The 16,618-nt window shown below is 46.9% G+C and carries 12 protein-coding genes; 7 read left to right on the plus strand and 5 right to left on the minus strand.

The annotated features are described in order from the left end of the window. Positions 1-61: 61 nt before the first annotated feature. Both AC1XUF_RS22900 and AC1XUF_RS22905 read right to left on the minus strand, forming a co-directional pair. Complete coding sequence (locus AC1XUF_RS22900; protein ID WP_483344174.1) at positions 62-1,540, minus strand: nicotinate phosphoribosyltransferase; 1,479 nt, start codon at positions 1,538-1,540, stop codon at positions 62-64. A gap of 106 nt (positions 1,541-1,646) precedes the next feature. After that, positions 1,647-3,131, minus strand: coding sequence for a glycine--tRNA ligase (locus AC1XUF_RS22905; RefSeq protein WP_483344175.1), 1,485 nt, complete (start codon positions 3,129-3,131; stop codon positions 1,647-1,649). A 213-nt stretch (positions 3,132-3,344) separates the two neighbouring features. On the opposite strand from AC1XUF_RS22905, the gene AC1XUF_RS22910 reads away from it, so the two are divergent. Together AC1XUF_RS22910 and AC1XUF_RS22915 are read left to right on the plus strand one after the other, a co-directional pair. Then, on the plus strand, positions 3,345-5,738 hold the full coding sequence (locus tag AC1XUF_RS22910; RefSeq protein WP_483344176.1) for an ABC transporter permease: 2,394 nt from the start codon (positions 3,345-3,347) through the stop codon (positions 5,736-5,738). 81 nt (positions 5,739-5,819) lie between these two features. After that, on the plus strand, positions 5,820-8,225 hold the full coding sequence (locus tag AC1XUF_RS22915; RefSeq protein ID WP_483344177.1) for an ABC transporter permease: 2,406 nt from the start codon (positions 5,820-5,822) through the stop codon (positions 8,223-8,225). A gap of 14 nt (positions 8,226-8,239) precedes the next feature. On the opposite strand, the gene AC1XUF_RS22920 is transcribed toward AC1XUF_RS22915, so the two are convergent. The 3 genes from AC1XUF_RS22920 to AC1XUF_RS22930 form a co-directional block, all read right to left on the minus strand. Beyond that, positions 8,240-8,590, minus strand: coding sequence for a DUF5615 family PIN-like protein (locus AC1XUF_RS22920; protein ID WP_483344178.1), 351 nt, complete (start codon positions 8,588-8,590; stop codon positions 8,240-8,242). Then, the gene (locus tag AC1XUF_RS22925) at positions 8,587-8,817 is read right to left on the minus strand and encodes a DUF433 domain-containing protein (protein ID WP_483344179.1); all 231 of its coding nucleotides are present in this window, start codon (positions 8,815-8,817) and stop codon (positions 8,587-8,589) included. The genes AC1XUF_RS22920 and AC1XUF_RS22925 overlap by 4 nt, the downstream gene beginning before the upstream one ends. 61 nt (positions 8,818-8,878) lie before the next feature. Further along, positions 8,879-10,123 (minus strand): MFS transporter, encoded by a 1,245-nt coding sequence (locus tag AC1XUF_RS22930; RefSeq protein ID WP_483344180.1) that lies wholly within the window; start codon positions 10,121-10,123, stop codon positions 8,879-8,881. 192 nt (positions 10,124-10,315) lie between these two features. Here AC1XUF_RS22930 and AC1XUF_RS22935 point away from each other — a divergent pair, with 192 nt between their 5' ends. The 5 genes from AC1XUF_RS22935 (at position 10,316) to AC1XUF_RS22955 (ending at position 16,500) form a co-directional block, all read left to right on the plus strand. Continuing rightward, positions 10,316-10,783 carry a hypothetical protein gene (locus AC1XUF_RS22935; protein WP_483344181.1) on the plus strand — a complete coding sequence of 156 codons (468 nt, stop codon included), beginning with the start codon at positions 10,316-10,318 and terminating at the stop codon, positions 10,781-10,783. A gap of 41 nt (positions 10,784-10,824) precedes the next feature. Continuing rightward, positions 10,825-11,745, plus strand: a complete 921-nt coding sequence (locus tag AC1XUF_RS22940; protein ID WP_483344182.1) for a winged helix-turn-helix domain-containing protein — start codon at positions 10,825-10,827, stop codon at positions 11,743-11,745. A gap of 1 nt (position 11,746) precedes the next feature. Further along, on the plus strand, positions 11,747-14,164 hold the full coding sequence (locus AC1XUF_RS22945) for an ABC transporter permease (RefSeq protein WP_483344183.1): 2,418 nt from the start codon (positions 11,747-11,749) through the stop codon (positions 14,162-14,164). Between the two features lie 350 nt (positions 14,165-14,514). Beyond that, entirely contained in the window at positions 14,515-15,177 is a 663-nt protein-coding gene (locus AC1XUF_RS22950) for an ABC transporter ATP-binding protein (RefSeq protein ID WP_483344184.1), read from the plus strand. A gap of 12 nt (positions 15,178-15,189) precedes the next feature. Continuing rightward, positions 15,190-16,500 (plus strand): TolC family protein, encoded by a 1,311-nt coding sequence (locus AC1XUF_RS22955; protein ID WP_483344185.1) that lies wholly within the window; start codon positions 15,190-15,192, stop codon positions 16,498-16,500. Positions 16,501-16,618 lie beyond the last annotated feature (118 nt).

Raw genomic sequence — 16,618 nt, forward strand, 5'->3', positions numbered from 1 at the left:
CGGGCAGCAGCCCGGGGATAATTGATTCTGCCTGCTTTTTTGCCGCCGGTCTTTCTCCTTTCTACACGTCTGATAATTGATTGCTGGCCCTCAGTTTCAGGATCAGATCTGTTTTCATATCAAAAAGATTCTTCTCCAGTCCTACGGGATAAGTATGCGGATTGACAAACCGCTTGATTCCTTTGTAGAAATGTGATAGCTGGTCGTTTACCCTTTTTCTGGTTTCATGAATGGAGGGCAGCATGTAAATCAGCTGGCCCTTTACGAATACAGGCACCAGCAGATCTTCGTAATGCATGGATTCAGGGAACGACCTGTTTTTGGTAAAATCATAAGGATCTACCATTGTTGCTTTTCCAATCAGCGGTGTCTCAATATTGAAGATCATATCCGAGACAAACCCTTTGGCATCCTTGAACCTGCGTATCTGCTGAACGCCGGGCGTCGATATCTTAATGGCCTGCTCCGATAATTTGAGGGTATAATCCCACGCTCCCGACTCATTTTGAATAGCCGCCAACTTATAAACCCCGCCCAATGCTGGCTGGTCGTAAGCAGTTACCAATTTCGTCCCGATTCCCCAGATGGTGATTTTTGCTCCCTGAATTTTGAGACTATCCATGATGTATTCATCCAAATCGTTGCTTGCAACAATACTGGTTTTCTCAAATCCGGCTTCATCCAATAACTTTCTTGCTTCAATGCTCAGATAAGCCAAATCTCCCGAATCCAGGCGGATGCCGCCTAACTCGTATCCTCTGGCCCGTAACTGATTCCCAACCGTAATGGCGTGCTTGACGCCCACCAGCGAGTCATACGTATCCACCAAAAGGGTCACATTATTGGGCATGAACCTGGCATAAGCTTCAAACGCTTCCAGTTCGGAATCGAATGACATGACCCAGCTATGGGCATGTGTTCCCTTCACGGGTATCTCATATAGCTTTCCTGCCAGAACATTGGAAGTAGCGTCGAAACCACCAATATATGCAGCCCGACTGGCAGTAACCCCGCCATCCGGACCCTGCGCCCTCCGCAAACCGAATTCCAATAAAGTATCTTCCCTGGCGACCAGTCGCATCCGTGCAGCTTTTGTCGCAATGAGCGATTGGAAATTGATCAGGTTAAGAAGGGGCGTTTCCAGCAGCTGACATTGAAGGATCGGGCCCTGGATACGCAATAATGGCTCATTGGGAAAAACTACGGTACCCTCCGGGACTGCATGTATGCTGCATGTCAGTTCCAGTTTTTGCAGGTATTCTAAAAAACCCGGTTCGAATAGTTTGTTCCCGTCGTTTCCCGTAAGAGATCCAATATATTCCAGGTCCTCCGGACTAAACCGGAACTCCTGCATATAATCGATCACGCTGCTCAACCCGCAAGCAACGGTAAAGCCTCCCTGAAAAGGGTGCTTCCTGAAATATAAATTAAAGACTGCCTCCTGCTCGGCTTTCCCGGCTTTCCAATACCCATAAGCCATCGTTAATTGATACAGGTCGGTCAGCAGGCTCAAAGATGTGTCGTATAGCTTGTTGATCATCTTATAAATTTGGTGTAAAGAGTCAACGAATTAATAAAAATTCCCGACCAGAACAAAAGAGGCCGTCCCTTACGAAACAGCCCCTTCTTTTATTTTAAAACCATGATCAGATCGCTTCCAGAATTCTTTCAATCGCCACCTGGTAACCTATTTTTTCCTTCAGCTCGCTGATCGCGACGCGCTCCTGCTCCATCGTGTCGCGGTGCCGGATGGTGACCGTATCGTCCTCCATCGTCTGATAATCCACGGCAATGCAGAAAGGTGTTCCGATCAGATCCTGGCGGGTATATCTTTTTCCAATCGCCGCGCCGTCGTCGTAAGTCGTCCGGAAGGACGATTTCAAGGAATTGGCAATTGCCTGCGCTTTTTCGGCCAGGCCATCCTTCTTCACCAACGGAAGTACCGCCGCTTTGAAAGGCGCCAGTGCCGGATGCAATTTCAGATAAGTGCGTTCCTTCGCATTGTCGCCTTCGCCTACCGTTTCAGCAGTATAAGCATTGCAGAAAGCAGCCAGAAAAAGCCTGTCTGCGCCTACCGAAGTTTCAACCACATACGGAATGTAGTTTCCGTAAGGCTTGCCTTCTTCGTTCAGGTCCGAATCGAAATATTGCTGCTTTTTCTTCGAGAGCTCCTGGTGATTTCTCAAATCGAAATCGGTGCGGGAGTGGATACCTTCGATTTCACGGAAACCAAAGGGGAATTCAAATTCAATGTCGACCGCGGCATTGGCATAATGCGCCAGCTTTTCGTGATCGTGGAATTTCAGTTTTTCCGCAGGCAGGCCGATCGCCTTGTGGAATTTCATCCGGGCTTCTTTCCACGATTCGTACCAGGCCATTTCGGTACCAGGACGGATAAAAAATTGCATTTCCATCTGTTCAAACTCCCGCATCCGGAAGGTGAACTGTCGCGCCACGATCTCGTTACGGAATGCTTTTCCGATCTGCGCGATCCCAAAAGGGATTTTCATCCGGCCGCTCTTCTGCACATTCAGGAAGTTCACGAAAATCCCCTGGGCCGTCTCCGGACGCAAATAGATCAAACTGGAATCCTCGGCAACGGAACCTACCTGCGTGCTGAACATCAGGTTGAACTGGCGCACCTCCGTCCAGTTTGTGGTGCCGGAGACCGGGCATTTGATATTTTCTGCGATGATCAGCTCACGCACGCCATTCAGGTCTTCTGCACTCAATAACCTGCCCATTTCTGCCAGTAACGCTTGCGCTTTTTCCGGCTGGCCCTCGGCAGTATATTGTTCCGCCTTTCCTTCCAGCAACTGGTCGGCACGATAGCGTTTTTTGGAATCTTTATTATCGATCATCGGGTCATTAAAACCATCCACGTGACCGGAGGCTTTCCAGGTGAGCGGGTGCATAAAAATCGCCGCATCGATACCCACGATATTGTCGTGAAGCTGCGTCATCGCCTTCCACCAGGCGGTTTTCAGGTTATTTTTAAGTTCGACGCCGTTTTGACCGTAATCATAAACAGCCTGTAATCCATCATATATCTCGGAAGAAGGGAATACGAAACCGTATTCTTTGGCATGCCCTACAATGTCTTGCAAAGTGGTAGCAGGTGTTGGGTTCATTCTATTCAGTTAAAAATCAATAAGTAAATGACGATTCAATACAGGAAACTGCGAATTTGGCAAAATTAGGTAATTTGACCGGACATACAGAAGCGCAATGTTCGAAACCGAACATCTTTCGACCTTTTTAAATCATAAAGCACTGACAATAAGCGATTACCGACAGTGGCATGTGATTTGTTAATTCCTTTAAAAAACAAACCTCAACTAGCTATGCTCCTGAACTACGTCAAGATAAGCTTCCGGAATTTCGGAAAACAGAAACTATTTAGCGGTCTCAATATATTTGGCCTCGCTGTCGGCATGGCCGCGGTTTGGTTAATGGTGCTTTATGTCGCCGACGAACTCAGTTACGACCGGTTCCACGCCAAAGCAGACCGGATTTTCCGCGTAGTACAAGCCGCCAAGTGGGATACCGGCGAAATGAACCTGGCCATTACCTCAGCACCTTTTGCCCCGGCACTTCAAAATGACTATCCCGAAATTGAAAAAACAGTACGTATCAGCCCGGAAGGTGGCGGTGTGATCGGCGTCGGACAAAACAAGTTCAGAGAAGATAACATTGCCTTTGCGGACCCTTCCATTTTCGACATATTCACCTACAAATTCCTTTATGGCGACGCCAGAAAAGCATTAACGCAGCCGCAAAAGATCGTTTTGACCAAAACCCTGGCCGAAAAACTTTTCGGTGACGCTTCCAAAGCGCTTGGGCAAACCGTCTTTTTCAGCAATAACTATCCCAATGCTGTGACAGGGGTTATTGAAGATTCTCCTACCAATTCACACCTTGCTTTCACAGCCATACGCTCTTTACCAACCAACTATACGGCTGGCTGGCAACAAGCCGAGTTTTACACCTATATGCTGCTGAAAGAGGGTGCGAGCGCGGCGAAACTGGAAAGCAAGTTTGGCGGCTTCTTCAAGAAATATCTTGAAAAGGAAATGGGCAACGTAAAATTCACGATGACATTGCAGCCGCTGACTTCCATACACTTACATTCGAATCTGCAATATGAATTGGGGCCAAATGGAAAAATCCAGACGATTTACATTTTCTCGGCGATCGCCCTGCTGATCCTTGTCATCGCATGCATTAACTACATTAACCTATATACCGCGCGATCAATGAAACGTATTCGGGAAGTCGGCGTGCGCAAGGCCATCGGTTCGGAGCGTTTTCAACTGATCTGGCAATTCTTCATCGAGTCTTTTATGATGACCATTTTCGCCGGTGCCCTCGCATTGGTGCTGGTCATTACGCTGCTTCCGCTGTTCAATCAGCTGGCCGATAAATCACTGACCATTGATCGTGACAATGTACTGGTGACCTCGCTCACAGCCGTCGCTTTCATCGCACTGATCAGTATATTAAGCGGCCTTTATCCTGCGATCCAATTTTCAGGGTTCCGGCCGGTTGTTGCGTTGAAAGGGCAATTCGGCACGCATTCGGGCGGTAACTTTCTTCGCAAATCGCTGGTGGTGTTCCAGTTTATGGCAACTGTAGTGATGATCGCATGTTCCGCTATCGTGTACAAGCAGCTCTATTTTGTGAATAATAAAGATCTTGGTTTCAATAAAAGTCAGGTATTGACATTTCACATTGATAAAAACGACGTGCGCAGCCAGGTGCAATCTGTAAAAGAAAGACTTACTCAAAACCCGCTCATTGAAAGCGTTGCCTCGGCGAGTAACCCGATCGGCGGGAATAACATTGGCCAGAACACCCTGTTTTTTGAAACAGAAAACGGAGCAATGCCGACCGAAACGCAGAATGTCCAGAAATTCTCCGTGGATAATGATTTTATCAAAACACTGGAAATCAAGTTGCTTGCAGGAAGGAATTTTGACGGCACTTCTGAGGCTGACTTAAAGAATGCAGTGATCGTTAATGAATCGCTGGTTAAAAAACAGGGCTGGAAAAATCCTGTAGGAAAAAGGGTTAAGTACTTCACCGGCAATGCGGGCAATACCGCAGAGGCGCGTGTGATCGGGGTTGTTAAAGATTTCCACATTTACTCATTGCAACACAAAATCGAGCCGCTGGTACTAAGCCTGCCCGACCCGATGGATCGCGATAACCTGTATGTCCGCATTCAAAAGGGCAAAACAAAAGAAGCACTAAACTATCTGGCAAACACTTACAAGACTTTCGATCCCGAAGCCACCGTTGATTTTCACTTCCTGGACGAAAACTTCGCGAAGCAATACCGGTCAGAACAAAAGCAGGGTAACATTTTGCTGACATTCGCGGCACTGGCGATCATCATAGCATGCCTCGGGCTTTTTGGGCTAGCCGCATTTGCCGCAGAGGCACGCACCAAGGAAATCGGCGTAAGGAAAGTATTGGGCGCCAGTGTCCACAGTGTTGTGCTGCTGCTTTCCAAAGACTTCATCAAGCTCGTAATGATCGCCATCGCAATAGGCACCCCCGTTGCTGTTTACGCCATGAGCGAGTGGCTCAAAAACTTCGAATACCACGAAAATCTCTCCTGGTGGGTATTCGCATTATCAGGCCTGACTGCAATGATTATTGCGATCGCGACGGTGAGTTTCCAGGCATTGAAATCGGCGCTGATGGATCCGGTGAAGTCATTGCGGACGGAATAAATCAAGATGAGACTTGTTAAATTTTCTTAAATACAACGCCACCAAAAATCGTCGTGCAGCATTTCCCCTACTTTTGGGATTATGCTGCACAACTACTTTAAAATCGCCTGGCGAAACTTGCTGAAACGGAAGTTTTACGCCGCTGTCATGCTATTCGGACTGTCCGTGGGGATGACCTTCACATTCCTGATCGCGAGCTATGTATGGGGAGAGTCCAGGGTAAACTTCGACCTGCGTAACGCCGACAGTCAATACATTGTCCGCAGCAAATGGAAAAATCCAGATATGGGCAATGATATGACCAGCCTGGGCCCACTTGGAAAAACATTAAAAGACGATTATCCCAATCTGGTAGCTGGGTATTACCGCTACGATGCCATTACCGTCGCGATCTCCAAAGGCGACAGGCATTTTCGGGAGGATGTACAAACAGGAGATTCTACATTGCTCTCCATGTACGGTTTCCCGGTTATGCATGGGAACGCAAAGACCGCCATGCAATCGCCCAATTCCATTGTCATTACCGAAAGCAGGGCGATGAAGTATTTTGGGAAAACCGATGTGATCGGCGAAAATCTGACGCTGCACAATTTTCAGGGAGGCAAACAGCAGTATCAGGTCACGGCTGTCCTGAGGGAGCTGTCCAATAATTCAGTAACCCACTTACTGCCCAATCAGGCCGAGATTTTCATCCCGTTAAGTTCATTAGAAGGGCGCAAAGGTTCGGAGGACAATTGGGGGTTCCCTTACATGGTTACCTATATTCAGTTGCGTAACGGCGTGGATATCCGGGACCTAAAAAAGCCAATCGACAAAATATTGGCAACCCGTACGTCTGAAAGCACCCGGGCTAACCTTGAAGTTTATTTTACGGGTTTGAAAGATTATTATCAGGAAGCGAATAATGGGCTGGTCAGAAAAATGATCCTGACATTGTCTGGAGTTACCGCCTTCATTCTGTTGATGGCGGTCGTCAACTTTGTGAATATTTCGATCGGAAATTCGTCTGCCCGGTTGAAAGAGATTGGAGTGAGGAAAGTATTGGGAAGCCTGAAACGGCAATTGATCGGCCAATTCATAGCAGAATCCATACTGCTAGCTGTTTTTGCAGCTTTGATATCCCTGGGATTTTACGAGATTTCCAGGACTTACTTTGAAAATCTGCTCAGCAAGCCGATCGCTTCGATCTGGTCGGTATTCCCATACTCGGTTATTGTACCATTGGCTGCTGCGCTGATCATCGGCTTACTGGCAGGCATTTATCCCGCATTCATACTTTCGGCATTGCCTTCCATTGATTCGCTAAAAGGTAAACTCAAATCCATCAAGGAGAATGTCATGTTCAGACGAATACTCATTATCTCTCAGTTTTCCATTGCTCTTTTTGTTTTCGCAGCCGCCGCAGTCATTTCCCAGCAGGTCAGTTATTTTTTCAATAAAGACCTTGGCTTCCAAAAAGAAGCATTGGTTTCTGTCCCCGTACCCCGCGACTGGACGCCGGAAGGGGTTGCTAAAATGGAAGGCATACGGGACGAACTGTCACGCCTGAAGGAGGTCGGAGAAGTAACTCTGTCGTATGAAGTGCCGAATGGAAATTATGGAGGAGGGTTTGGTTTGTATAAAATGGGACAGGATTCGGTCGGTGCCATTTATACGCAAATACTTACCACAGATGAAAAGTACGCCCGGACCTACGGGATCAAAATGGTGGCGGGAAAATTCTTTCACGCTGACAAGGGCAGTTTTCAGCCCAATACCATTGTGATGAATCAAGCAGCCGTGAAAGCATTGGGTTACAAAAATGCGGACGATGCAGTGGGACAGCAAGTCAGGCTTCACTTTTTCCCAAATCCCCTGACAGTCACAGGAGTTTCAAAAAATTTCCATTTTGAATCGATGCATAATATCATCAAACCATTGGCCTTTTTGCAAGTACACGGCGGTGGTTCATACAGGTACCTGAGCTTTCGCTTAAATCCTTCCAATCTCGAAAGGAGCATGCAGACATTGGAAAGCAAATGGAAGGAACTGATGCCTGATGCTCCTTTTGAATATACCTTCCTGGACGACACGCTGCAAAAGTTATATCAGTCGGAAATGCAAATGAAAAAGGCTGCAGGTATCGCGACAGTCCTGGCCATCGTGATTGTGCTGCTCGGAGTTTTAGGAATGGTGTCGCTCAATGTCGCCCGACGGACCAGGGAAGTTGGTATTCGTAAGGTACTCGGCGCATCGGGAGCGAGTGTGGTGATGCTTTTCCTGAGGGAATTTTTAGTCGTTATGCTTATCGCAATAGCCATTGCATTTCCGCTGGTTATCCTGACCATGAACAAATGGCTTCAGAATTATGCGTATCGTATTTCCATTGATTGGGCAACCTTCGCCTGGATCGGGCTGGGATTTGGACTGATGATCACGGTTTTGGTCTTTATGCAGACTTACACGGCGGCCCTGATGAATCCGGTTAAAAGCTTGAAAGGGGAATAAATGGGTTAACCAAACTACTGACCGGGCTTCTTGAATACTTCATAAAGAAAGTAATCGTCACTTTGTAAAAATTCCTCAATCGTATCAGATCGTGAAAGTAGGGTTTGAGAAAGTGATTGGGTCGAACAATTACCGGTCCTTAGCCAAATGATTTTGGGAGGAACCGAAAACGTATTCAACAATTTTACAAAGTCATCATCAATTGTAATAATAGCGGAGAAGTTATTCTGGCGGGCATATTTAAAGATCTCGTAGTCATCCGCATCGAGCAGTCCAAGATCTCTAACGTGGTATAAATCCCATATCTCTGACCTAATAAGAGGTATGATGCGATGTGATATATTTTGATCAATCAATAGCTTCACGCTGCTACATCATAAAAGATCTTCCTTTGTTGATTAGCTGAAAACTCGAGAGAGACAAGGATATCTTCTTTTGTTAACTCGGGAAAATCAAGGAGAATATCTTCGAAGGACATCCCTGAGGCCAACCATCTAAGAATATCTTCAACGGTAATCCTCATTTCGCGAATGCATGGCTTCCCACCTCTTTTCCCCTCTTCTATGCTAATGATATTTTTGTAGATATACATAAATCAAAAGTGTTTTGGCAAAAATAGTGGATTGTTAATATTTTCTCAACCGCCCAAACTCTCAACTCAACCGCACCGAAAACAAATCCTTAGACCTCAGATAGATCCATAGGACTACGCCGAGCGTTAAAACCCCGCCCATCATGACAGAGGGGACAGTCCCAAATGCTTTGGCCATCACGCCAGATTCAAAGGCGCCCAATTCATTGGACGAACTGACGAACATGCCGTTCACAGCAGCGACGCGTCCCCGCATTTCATCGGGAGGGTAAATCAGCAGGATGGTCTGACGGACTATCACGCTGACACTATCAAAAACGCCTGTCGCAAAAAGCGCGGCACAGGACAGTAAAAAGTTGGTGGATACCGCGAAAATGATGGTAAATAATCCAAACCCAGCCACCGCAATCAGCATATTGCGCCATGCATTGTGTGTAGGCGGAAAGTAAGCCATCGCGAACATCGTGAGCAGGGAGCCGATGGAGGGCGCCGCCCGCAACAAGCCCAATCCTTCCGGACCGACTTTCAGTATATCTTCCGCGAAAATGGGCAGAAGAGCAACCACGCCCCCAAATAAGACTGAAAACAGGTCCAGCGATATCGCATACAATACGATCCGTGTTTTGAAAACAAACCGGAAACCTTCTTTCAGGCTATCCAGCAATGGTGTCACTATTTTTGGGAATTCGGGTCGGGTTTTGATCATACCCAACAAAACCCAGCAGACGACAAAGCTCGCAATCACACAGAGCAAGGTATTCGTCAAACCAAGATATGCATACATAAACCCCGCAATGGCGGGGCCTGTAATGGAGCCTGCCTGCCAGAAAGAACTGCTCCAGGTAGACGAGTTATGATAGATATTCCTGGGCACCAAAAATGGCTTCAGCGAGCTGGATGCCGGAGAATAAAACCCTTTTGCAAACCCGATCAGTGCAAAGACCGCATAAATAATAATCAGATGCTGGGTCTGTGAAAGCGCATGATAGATGCCCGGCTGAAAGGCCACATACAAAATCAGCGATCCCAGTACAATCACCATCAAACTCAGGTGCATAATGGTTATCTTGTTCTTCTGGTCGGCAATATATCCTCCAAAAAGCGAGGTAACGACAAAAGGGACCACTTCTGCCAGCCCTACCAGCCCGAGGGCGAGCGGGTCGTGGGTCATTTTGTAAAGCTCGTAACCGACGATCACTTCCTGAATCAGGATAGTGGCCGAAAAGAGAAAGGTATTGGATATAAAAAACCTGAAATCGGAATAGCGAAGTGCTGCGTAGGGATCTTGAGAAGGTATTGTTTTCAAATCGATGTTGCGGTGTTCCGGTTTGGTAACACCTTTGATGTGGATTTATGTTCTGTTTTAACTGAAAATTAATGCAAAATGCGATCTTTTACATTTCGTTTACAATGTTTTACCACGGCGAACCGAAGCTTTTATGCGGTATCGATACTTTTGATCATTGTTCAAAACCGCAACAAGTTAAACAAGATGATCATGAAAAATCCATTCCCCAGATTCCTTGCCGCAATCCTCGTGATTTTCACCCTGCCTACTTCCATTGCACTTCCTGAAACTTTAAGACACGGCTTTTATTACAATCCAGTTATGTTGGACGGCCAGGCCGTAAGTTATGAAAGATTATCTACCGCAAGCAGGGGCACACTCACTTTGGTGGCGGGAAATCCGGAGTCTGGCCAGGTCAGAAAAGTCCCGTTTACCATTTACCTGGTGAGGGCCGGACAGGTGGTCGAGACAGGTTTCAATGCACTTAACCACCCTGTACTGGAATTTGAACTTAGTAAAATACTAAGCTCCGCCAGGGTTGACGACCTTATCGTAATCGACCCTGTGGACAAACAAAATGGCATTGGTCAGCGTATCATTAACGTCGACCGCCTCCAGATCATGCCTCAGTTCAATTGGCTCATCGGACTTAGTAAACCAAGCAAGGGAGGCTGCTAGAAATAATTAAATTTGTCATTATCAACCTGTAACGTATCGCGATGATTTGGATCAGCACATTTTTTCAGGAATCGAGAAGCCGGATTTATCCGGCCCATATCATGGTGCTTTTCCTTGGACTTTTGTTCTGCAGCCAAATCGCGCTGGCCAAGAGCGATGATTTCCGCTTCGCCGAAAAAGTAAACCTGGCGCTCAGGCGCACTGCCCATCATTTGCTGGTACTGAACGGAGATTCGACCACGACCATTCAACCCGTTCAACAGGTAGATCCGAATACTTTCTCGGTCCGGTTGGAAAATCTGTTGACCTACGAAAAATTACCCGAACTGCTGCAGCAATCCCTTCAAATGCAGCACATCGAACGAGGCTACAACGTTTCGGTTTTAAAATGTGAAACCAAGGTGATCCAGCTCGGATACAACTTCCAGGATTTGAACCAAAAAGGCGGGGTTCCCTGCCAGGCCCGCAACCAGGATGCCGGATGTTATACATTGCAAATCAGTTTTATCCCTCAGGATACCGAAGCAGCGGGCAACTTTTCCAATTGGTGGATGCTGCCGTTTGGGAGTACGCTTGCCGGGCTTGGTTTAATGGCCTGGAGACGGTCGAGAAAGAAAAGTACTGTTCCGGATATGCCCGAGCCTGCCGCAGCCGCGTTACACGCCAAACTCAGATTCGGAAATTCTTTTCTTGATGTCCCTGGACAAACCTTATCAACGGGTACGGCAGTACATGCACTAACCTACCGCGAGGCAAAACTGCTCAACTTGTTCGTCAAAAGCCCGAACCAGGTGCTAGAACGTGATTTTATCCTGAAATCGGTTTGGGAGGATGAAGGTGTAACGGTTGGCCGGAGTGTGGATGTGTTCGTTTCCCGTTTAAGAAAAATGCTTGCTGGTGATCCCAGCATCAAAATCACCGCCATCCACGGTATTGGGTATAAAATGGAGATCCTTTCCTGACATGTTCAAAACTTTCCTGAAAATGACCGGCCGCCATTTGTGGCAGACCAGGCTCTATGTGTCCATTCAAATAAGTGGGCTTGCTATAGGCTCGGCCTGTATGATCCTGGCAGCGCTGTACCATACCGATGAACGTTCATTCGACCGCTTTCATAGCCATAACCCCGATCTCTACCGCATTACAACAACTTTGGAAGTCCTGGGCAAAAAGACAACCACAGGTGGTACCGGACAGGTGCAGGGACCGGCTTTCTATGCACAGGTCCCAGAAGTATTGCACTATGCCAGGGTCATGGGCGGGGATATTCACGGGGACGTTCATGCAGGAGAAAAAGCATTCCGCCTTAGAATGCTTTTCACAGATGATCATTTCTTTGACGTTTTCACTTTCAAATTGCTTCATGGAGACGCAAGCACCGTATTAAAAAATGTGAACGCCGTAGTCATATCCCGGAAAACAGCGCTGCGATTTTTCAACCGGCTGGATGTGATCGGGGAAGTCCTGCAAATGGATTCCGACCCCTCCGCCATCAGGATTGGAAAACCATTGGTAGTGAGTGGCGTCGTCGAAAATCCTCCTGCCAACTCTTCCATCCAGTTTGATATCCTTTTGCCGTTCCGGTTTCTGCAAGTGTCATTTGACGATAAAAGCTGGCTGAATAGTTATCTCGGCACATTTGTGGTTTTGCATCCGCTTTCCAATGTGCAATCCGTGATCTCAAAGTTTGATCAGATACACCATATCAATGCCCGGGACCAATTGGCAAAAGCGCTGAAATCGAAGGAGCCGGCCCCAAAAATCACCTATGGGCTGCAGCGCATAACCGATATCCACCTCAATCCGCAGGAAATTGCCAATACAAACAGGGAGGCGGGTATTATCAACGGCAGCAAGCCGATCTATTCTTACATTTTTTTGGGTATTGCGACTTTTGTTTTACTGATGGCAAGCATTAATTCGATTAACATCAGTATTGCCAATTCCATGAGAAAAGCCCGGGAGGTAGGGATCCGGAAAACCACCGGAAGCAGCCAAAGGCAGCTATTGATTCAATTTCTAGGCGAGCCCGCATTCTTAAACTTTACCGCTTTGTTATCGGGGATTGGGCTTGCCTTGTTGGCTTTACCGGCTTTTAATCAACTGACAGGCAAGCAAATCACTTTTGAGGCAGTAACAGGTCCGCAATTACTGATCTGGTTAACAGCCATTCTCTTGTTCAATACCCTCGCTTCCGGACTTTATCCGGCTTACCTTCTTTCCAGATTAAATCCGGTAGAGGTACTTTATCAGAAGGTCAGATTATCGGGGTTAGGCGTTTTTGGGCGTGCATTGGTGGTCTTTCAGTTTGCGGTAGCGATCTTGTTAGGCATTGCTACGTTGATTTTTTATGAACAAATGCATTTTATCAACCGCAAAAACCTTGGCTATAACCCAGCCCAGATCATCAAAATTGGCATTTCCGGATTACAAGACGTCAGGCGTATCTCTGAAAATTTCAGGGATGAACTGAGAAATGACCCTCGGATAAAGGGAATCTCGCTGGCGGGTGAATTCGGTTATAGAGAAACCAACATCAACAGCAGAAACATGCTGAGCTATTATAGAGCCATTGATCAAAATCACCTCAACGTATTGAATATCCAACTTCAATCAGGGCGAAATTTCTCATCCAGATTTCCCTCCGACCAAAACTATGCGGCTTTGGTTAATGAATCATTCATCAAAACCGCCGGAATTTCGGATCCCATCGGGAAACAATTCTTAGCCGATTCGTATTTTGGCAACCAGCCATTTACCATCATCGGTGTCTGCAAAGACTTCCATTATAGTTCTTTAAAGGAAAAAATACAGCCCATGGTGCTACTGATGAGTGATCAATACGGCGGCGATGCCATCTGGGTGGAGATCGACCAGAGAAAACAGCACGAAACGCTTGCCTTACTCAAAACTACATTCAAAAAAGCAGCCCCGACGGCCGTTTTTGACTACTCCTTTCTGGACGAGCAAAATGCACTCGGTTATCAGCAGGAACTGAGGCTGCAAAAAACGGTCACGATCGTTACAGGACTTTCTGTCCTGATCTGCGCCCTCGGACTTTTTGGACTGGCCCACCTTTCCACCGCACAGCGTACCCGCGAAACTGGTATCCGAATAGTACTTGGGGCAACCGTTCTCAGCATTGTGGCCTTATTTTCAAGAGATTTTATCAGACTGATCCTGCTGGCGATTGGCATAGCCTGCCCCGTTGGCTACTATATCATGAGTGTCTGGCTGGATGGATTTGCATACAGGACCGCCATTCCCTGGCAGGCGTTCGGACTGCCAGGTATCCTGGCCATTCTGATCGCACTAACCACCATTGGTTTGCAGGGCTTAAAAGCCGGGCTGGCCAATCCTGTGCGCGCTCTACAGGGCTAGCAGCATTCAACTAAGTCTCTAAAAATTAACTATTTGAATTCCCAAACTGAGCAAGATGGAAATGCTGGAAGCACACCGCCGGGCCAGTTAAGTCCTTCGATCGCCCGGTGAACCGGCCTCCTCAGGATGACAGCAGAAGGGTGCCCATTGATCCCGTCCGATACCGTACACATTTGTACGATTTCGAACGATTGACCTTTAAGAACAAAACTTAATAATTTGAATGTCAATAAATTATCCTTTTGGCAAGCCTTTTTAAAATAGGACTGGCATAAGAGGTTCAGGAATAGGTATTGTTTTTCAAATGGGTTGTCCGTAACTATACCTGAAATCTCAAACTCAAAATTTTTATGATTAAGTTAGAAAAGATATCCAAATATTACCCTGCAGGTTTTGGCAAGACTTACGTTTTGCGACACATTGATTTAAATATTAAAGAAGGCGAGTTTGTATCGATCATGGGGCCATCCGGTTCAGGGAAATCAACCTTGCTGCATATTCTTGGATTGTTGGAAGAACCTTCAGAGGGTGAGTACCTGTTTCTCGACGAACCAGTCCAGAAATTATCGGAGAAAAAACGTACCGAGCTGCATCGCCACCATATCGGTTTTGTGTTCCAGGCTTACCACCTGATCGACGAGCTGACAGTTTATGAAAACATAGAAACACCGCTTTTGTACAAGGGAACATCCTCCTCAGAGCGCAAAAGCCGTGTGGCAGAGCTGCTAGATCGTTTCAATATGGTTGCCAAAAAGGATCTTTTTCCCCATCAGCTTTCAGGAGGTCAGCAGCAACTGGTAGGTGTAGCCCGCGCGATTGTTCACAACCCGAAGGTAATATTTGCCGATGAGCCCACAGGTAACCTGCACTCGGAGCAGTCAATCGAGATTATGGAATTGTTTCAAAAATTAAACCAGGAAGATAAAGTCACCATTGTACAGGTAACCCACTCAGAGATCAATGCCGGTTATGGAAACCGGGTGGTCCGCCTGAAAGACGGTTGGTTAGCCTAAAATCTATTAGCCATGAAATACCTAACTTTACTATTCAGCATTTTCGTGTCGTACGTACAGGCACAAACCACGTTGAGTCTCCGCGAATGCGTTGACCTTCTGGCCAAGAATAATCTTATTTACCAGCAAAGTACGCTTCAGGCACAATCTGCCCAGGCCCAATTGTGGCAAACCAAGTCGCAAATGCTCCCACAGATTTCCTTCGGCGCGAGCCAAAGCGTAAATATCGGCCGTAGCATCGACCAGTATACCAATGCGTATATAGATCAGGTTTATGGATATAACAATATGGGCATTAACTTTCAGACACCTGTTTTTCAGGGTTTTAAAGTACAGAATCAAATCAGACAGTATGTTTTGCTGAAAGAATCTGCCGAGGTAAACCGTACCGCAGTTCTGAATGCACAAACTGTTCTGTTAATGGTGGGGTACGTGAACGTATTGGCTACAAAGGCGCTCTATGAATCCTGGACACAACAAGTTGAATCTTCGGTTACACAGGTGGACAGGGTCTCCAAACAGGTTAATGCCGGGACAGTCGGCGCCAACCTGCTGTATGAAATCAAAGCGCAGCTAGCCAACGATAAATTCAGCCAGGTGACTGCCCTTAATAATTACCGCACAGCCCGGCTGGCACTTTTCCAACGGATGAATGTGACCCCCGACGACAATGTTGAATTCGAGCCACTCGTTCCGAGGGATTCGACACTCACAGCTGATAACGCCCTGGACATTTATGAAGATGCACAAAAAAGCTTCCCCGAAATACGCAGCGCTGAGCTGTACCGCCAAAGCTTTGCATACCAGGTGAAGTCCATCAAAGCAAGCAATTATCCTTCTCTAAGCCTTAGTGGCGGGATCGGGGCTTTCTACGCTACCAGCAACAAGAGCCTGGATTATTTCAATCAATTGAATGCTACACGGAACGGTTCACTGCAATTGAACCTGAATATTCCGATTATGGGCCGCTGGACGACCCGCCCTCGGGTTGAACTTGCCAAGGTACAGGAACGCCAGGCTCAGAATACCCTTGATGTAACCAACCAGACGTTAAGACAGGCCATTGAACTGGCCGTGTTGAACTTGCAAACGATGGCCGATAAACATGCTTCTGCGCAAAGCCAGGTTGAGTCGCTTACCGCGGCATTTGCAGTGGTAGAGAGCAAGATGAATGCAGGCATTGCCAATTCATACGAATACTCACTTGCCAAGGCCAACCTGGCCAAAGCACAAGGCAACGCTATCCAGGCTAAATACGACTATCTGATGCAGCAAAGACTATTGCAATATTACCGTCAGGGCAACTGGGAGGGAGTATTTTAAAATATTATGGCTGTCGAAAAAAGCCGTTGGCCGACAGCCATCAAAGATTGTTAGGTTAAATTTGGTATCGGTAATACTTAGAGGCAGTCATCCATTGGCTGCCTCTTTTCTGTGCTTT

It is taken from the genome of Dyadobacter sp. HNCC25DJ185, from assembly GCF_056895195.1.

Coding starts and splice junctions, on each gene's coding strand:
- AC1XUF_RS22905 (WP_483344175.1), bottom strand. CDS start 3,131: ATGAACCCAACACCTGCTACCACTTTGCAAGACATTGTAGGGCATGCC.
- AC1XUF_RS22945 (WP_483344183.1), top strand. CDS start 11,747: ATGTTCAAAACTTTCCTGAAAATGACCGGCCGCCATTTGTGGCAGACC.
- AC1XUF_RS22955 (WP_483344185.1), top strand. CDS start 15,190: ATGAAATACCTAACTTTACTATTCAGCATTTTCGTGTCGTACGTACAG.
- AC1XUF_RS22950 (WP_483344184.1), top strand. CDS start 14,515: ATGATTAAGTTAGAAAAGATATCCAAATATTACCCTGCAGGTTTTGGC.
- AC1XUF_RS22925 (WP_483344179.1), bottom strand. CDS start 8,817: ATGTATATCTACAAAAATATCATTAGCATAGAAGAGGGGAAAAGAGGT.
- AC1XUF_RS22915 (WP_483344177.1), top strand. CDS start 5,820: ATGCTGCACAACTACTTTAAAATCGCCTGGCGAAACTTGCTGAAACGG.
- AC1XUF_RS22900 (WP_483344174.1), bottom strand. CDS start 1,540: ATGATCAACAAGCTATACGACACATCTTTGAGCCTGCTGACCGACCTG.
- AC1XUF_RS22910 (WP_483344176.1), top strand. CDS start 3,345: ATGCTCCTGAACTACGTCAAGATAAGCTTCCGGAATTTCGGAAAACAG.
- AC1XUF_RS22935 (WP_483344181.1), top strand. CDS start 10,316: ATGAAAAATCCATTCCCCAGATTCCTTGCCGCAATCCTCGTGATTTTC.
- AC1XUF_RS22940 (WP_483344182.1), top strand. CDS start 10,825: ATGATTTGGATCAGCACATTTTTTCAGGAATCGAGAAGCCGGATTTAT.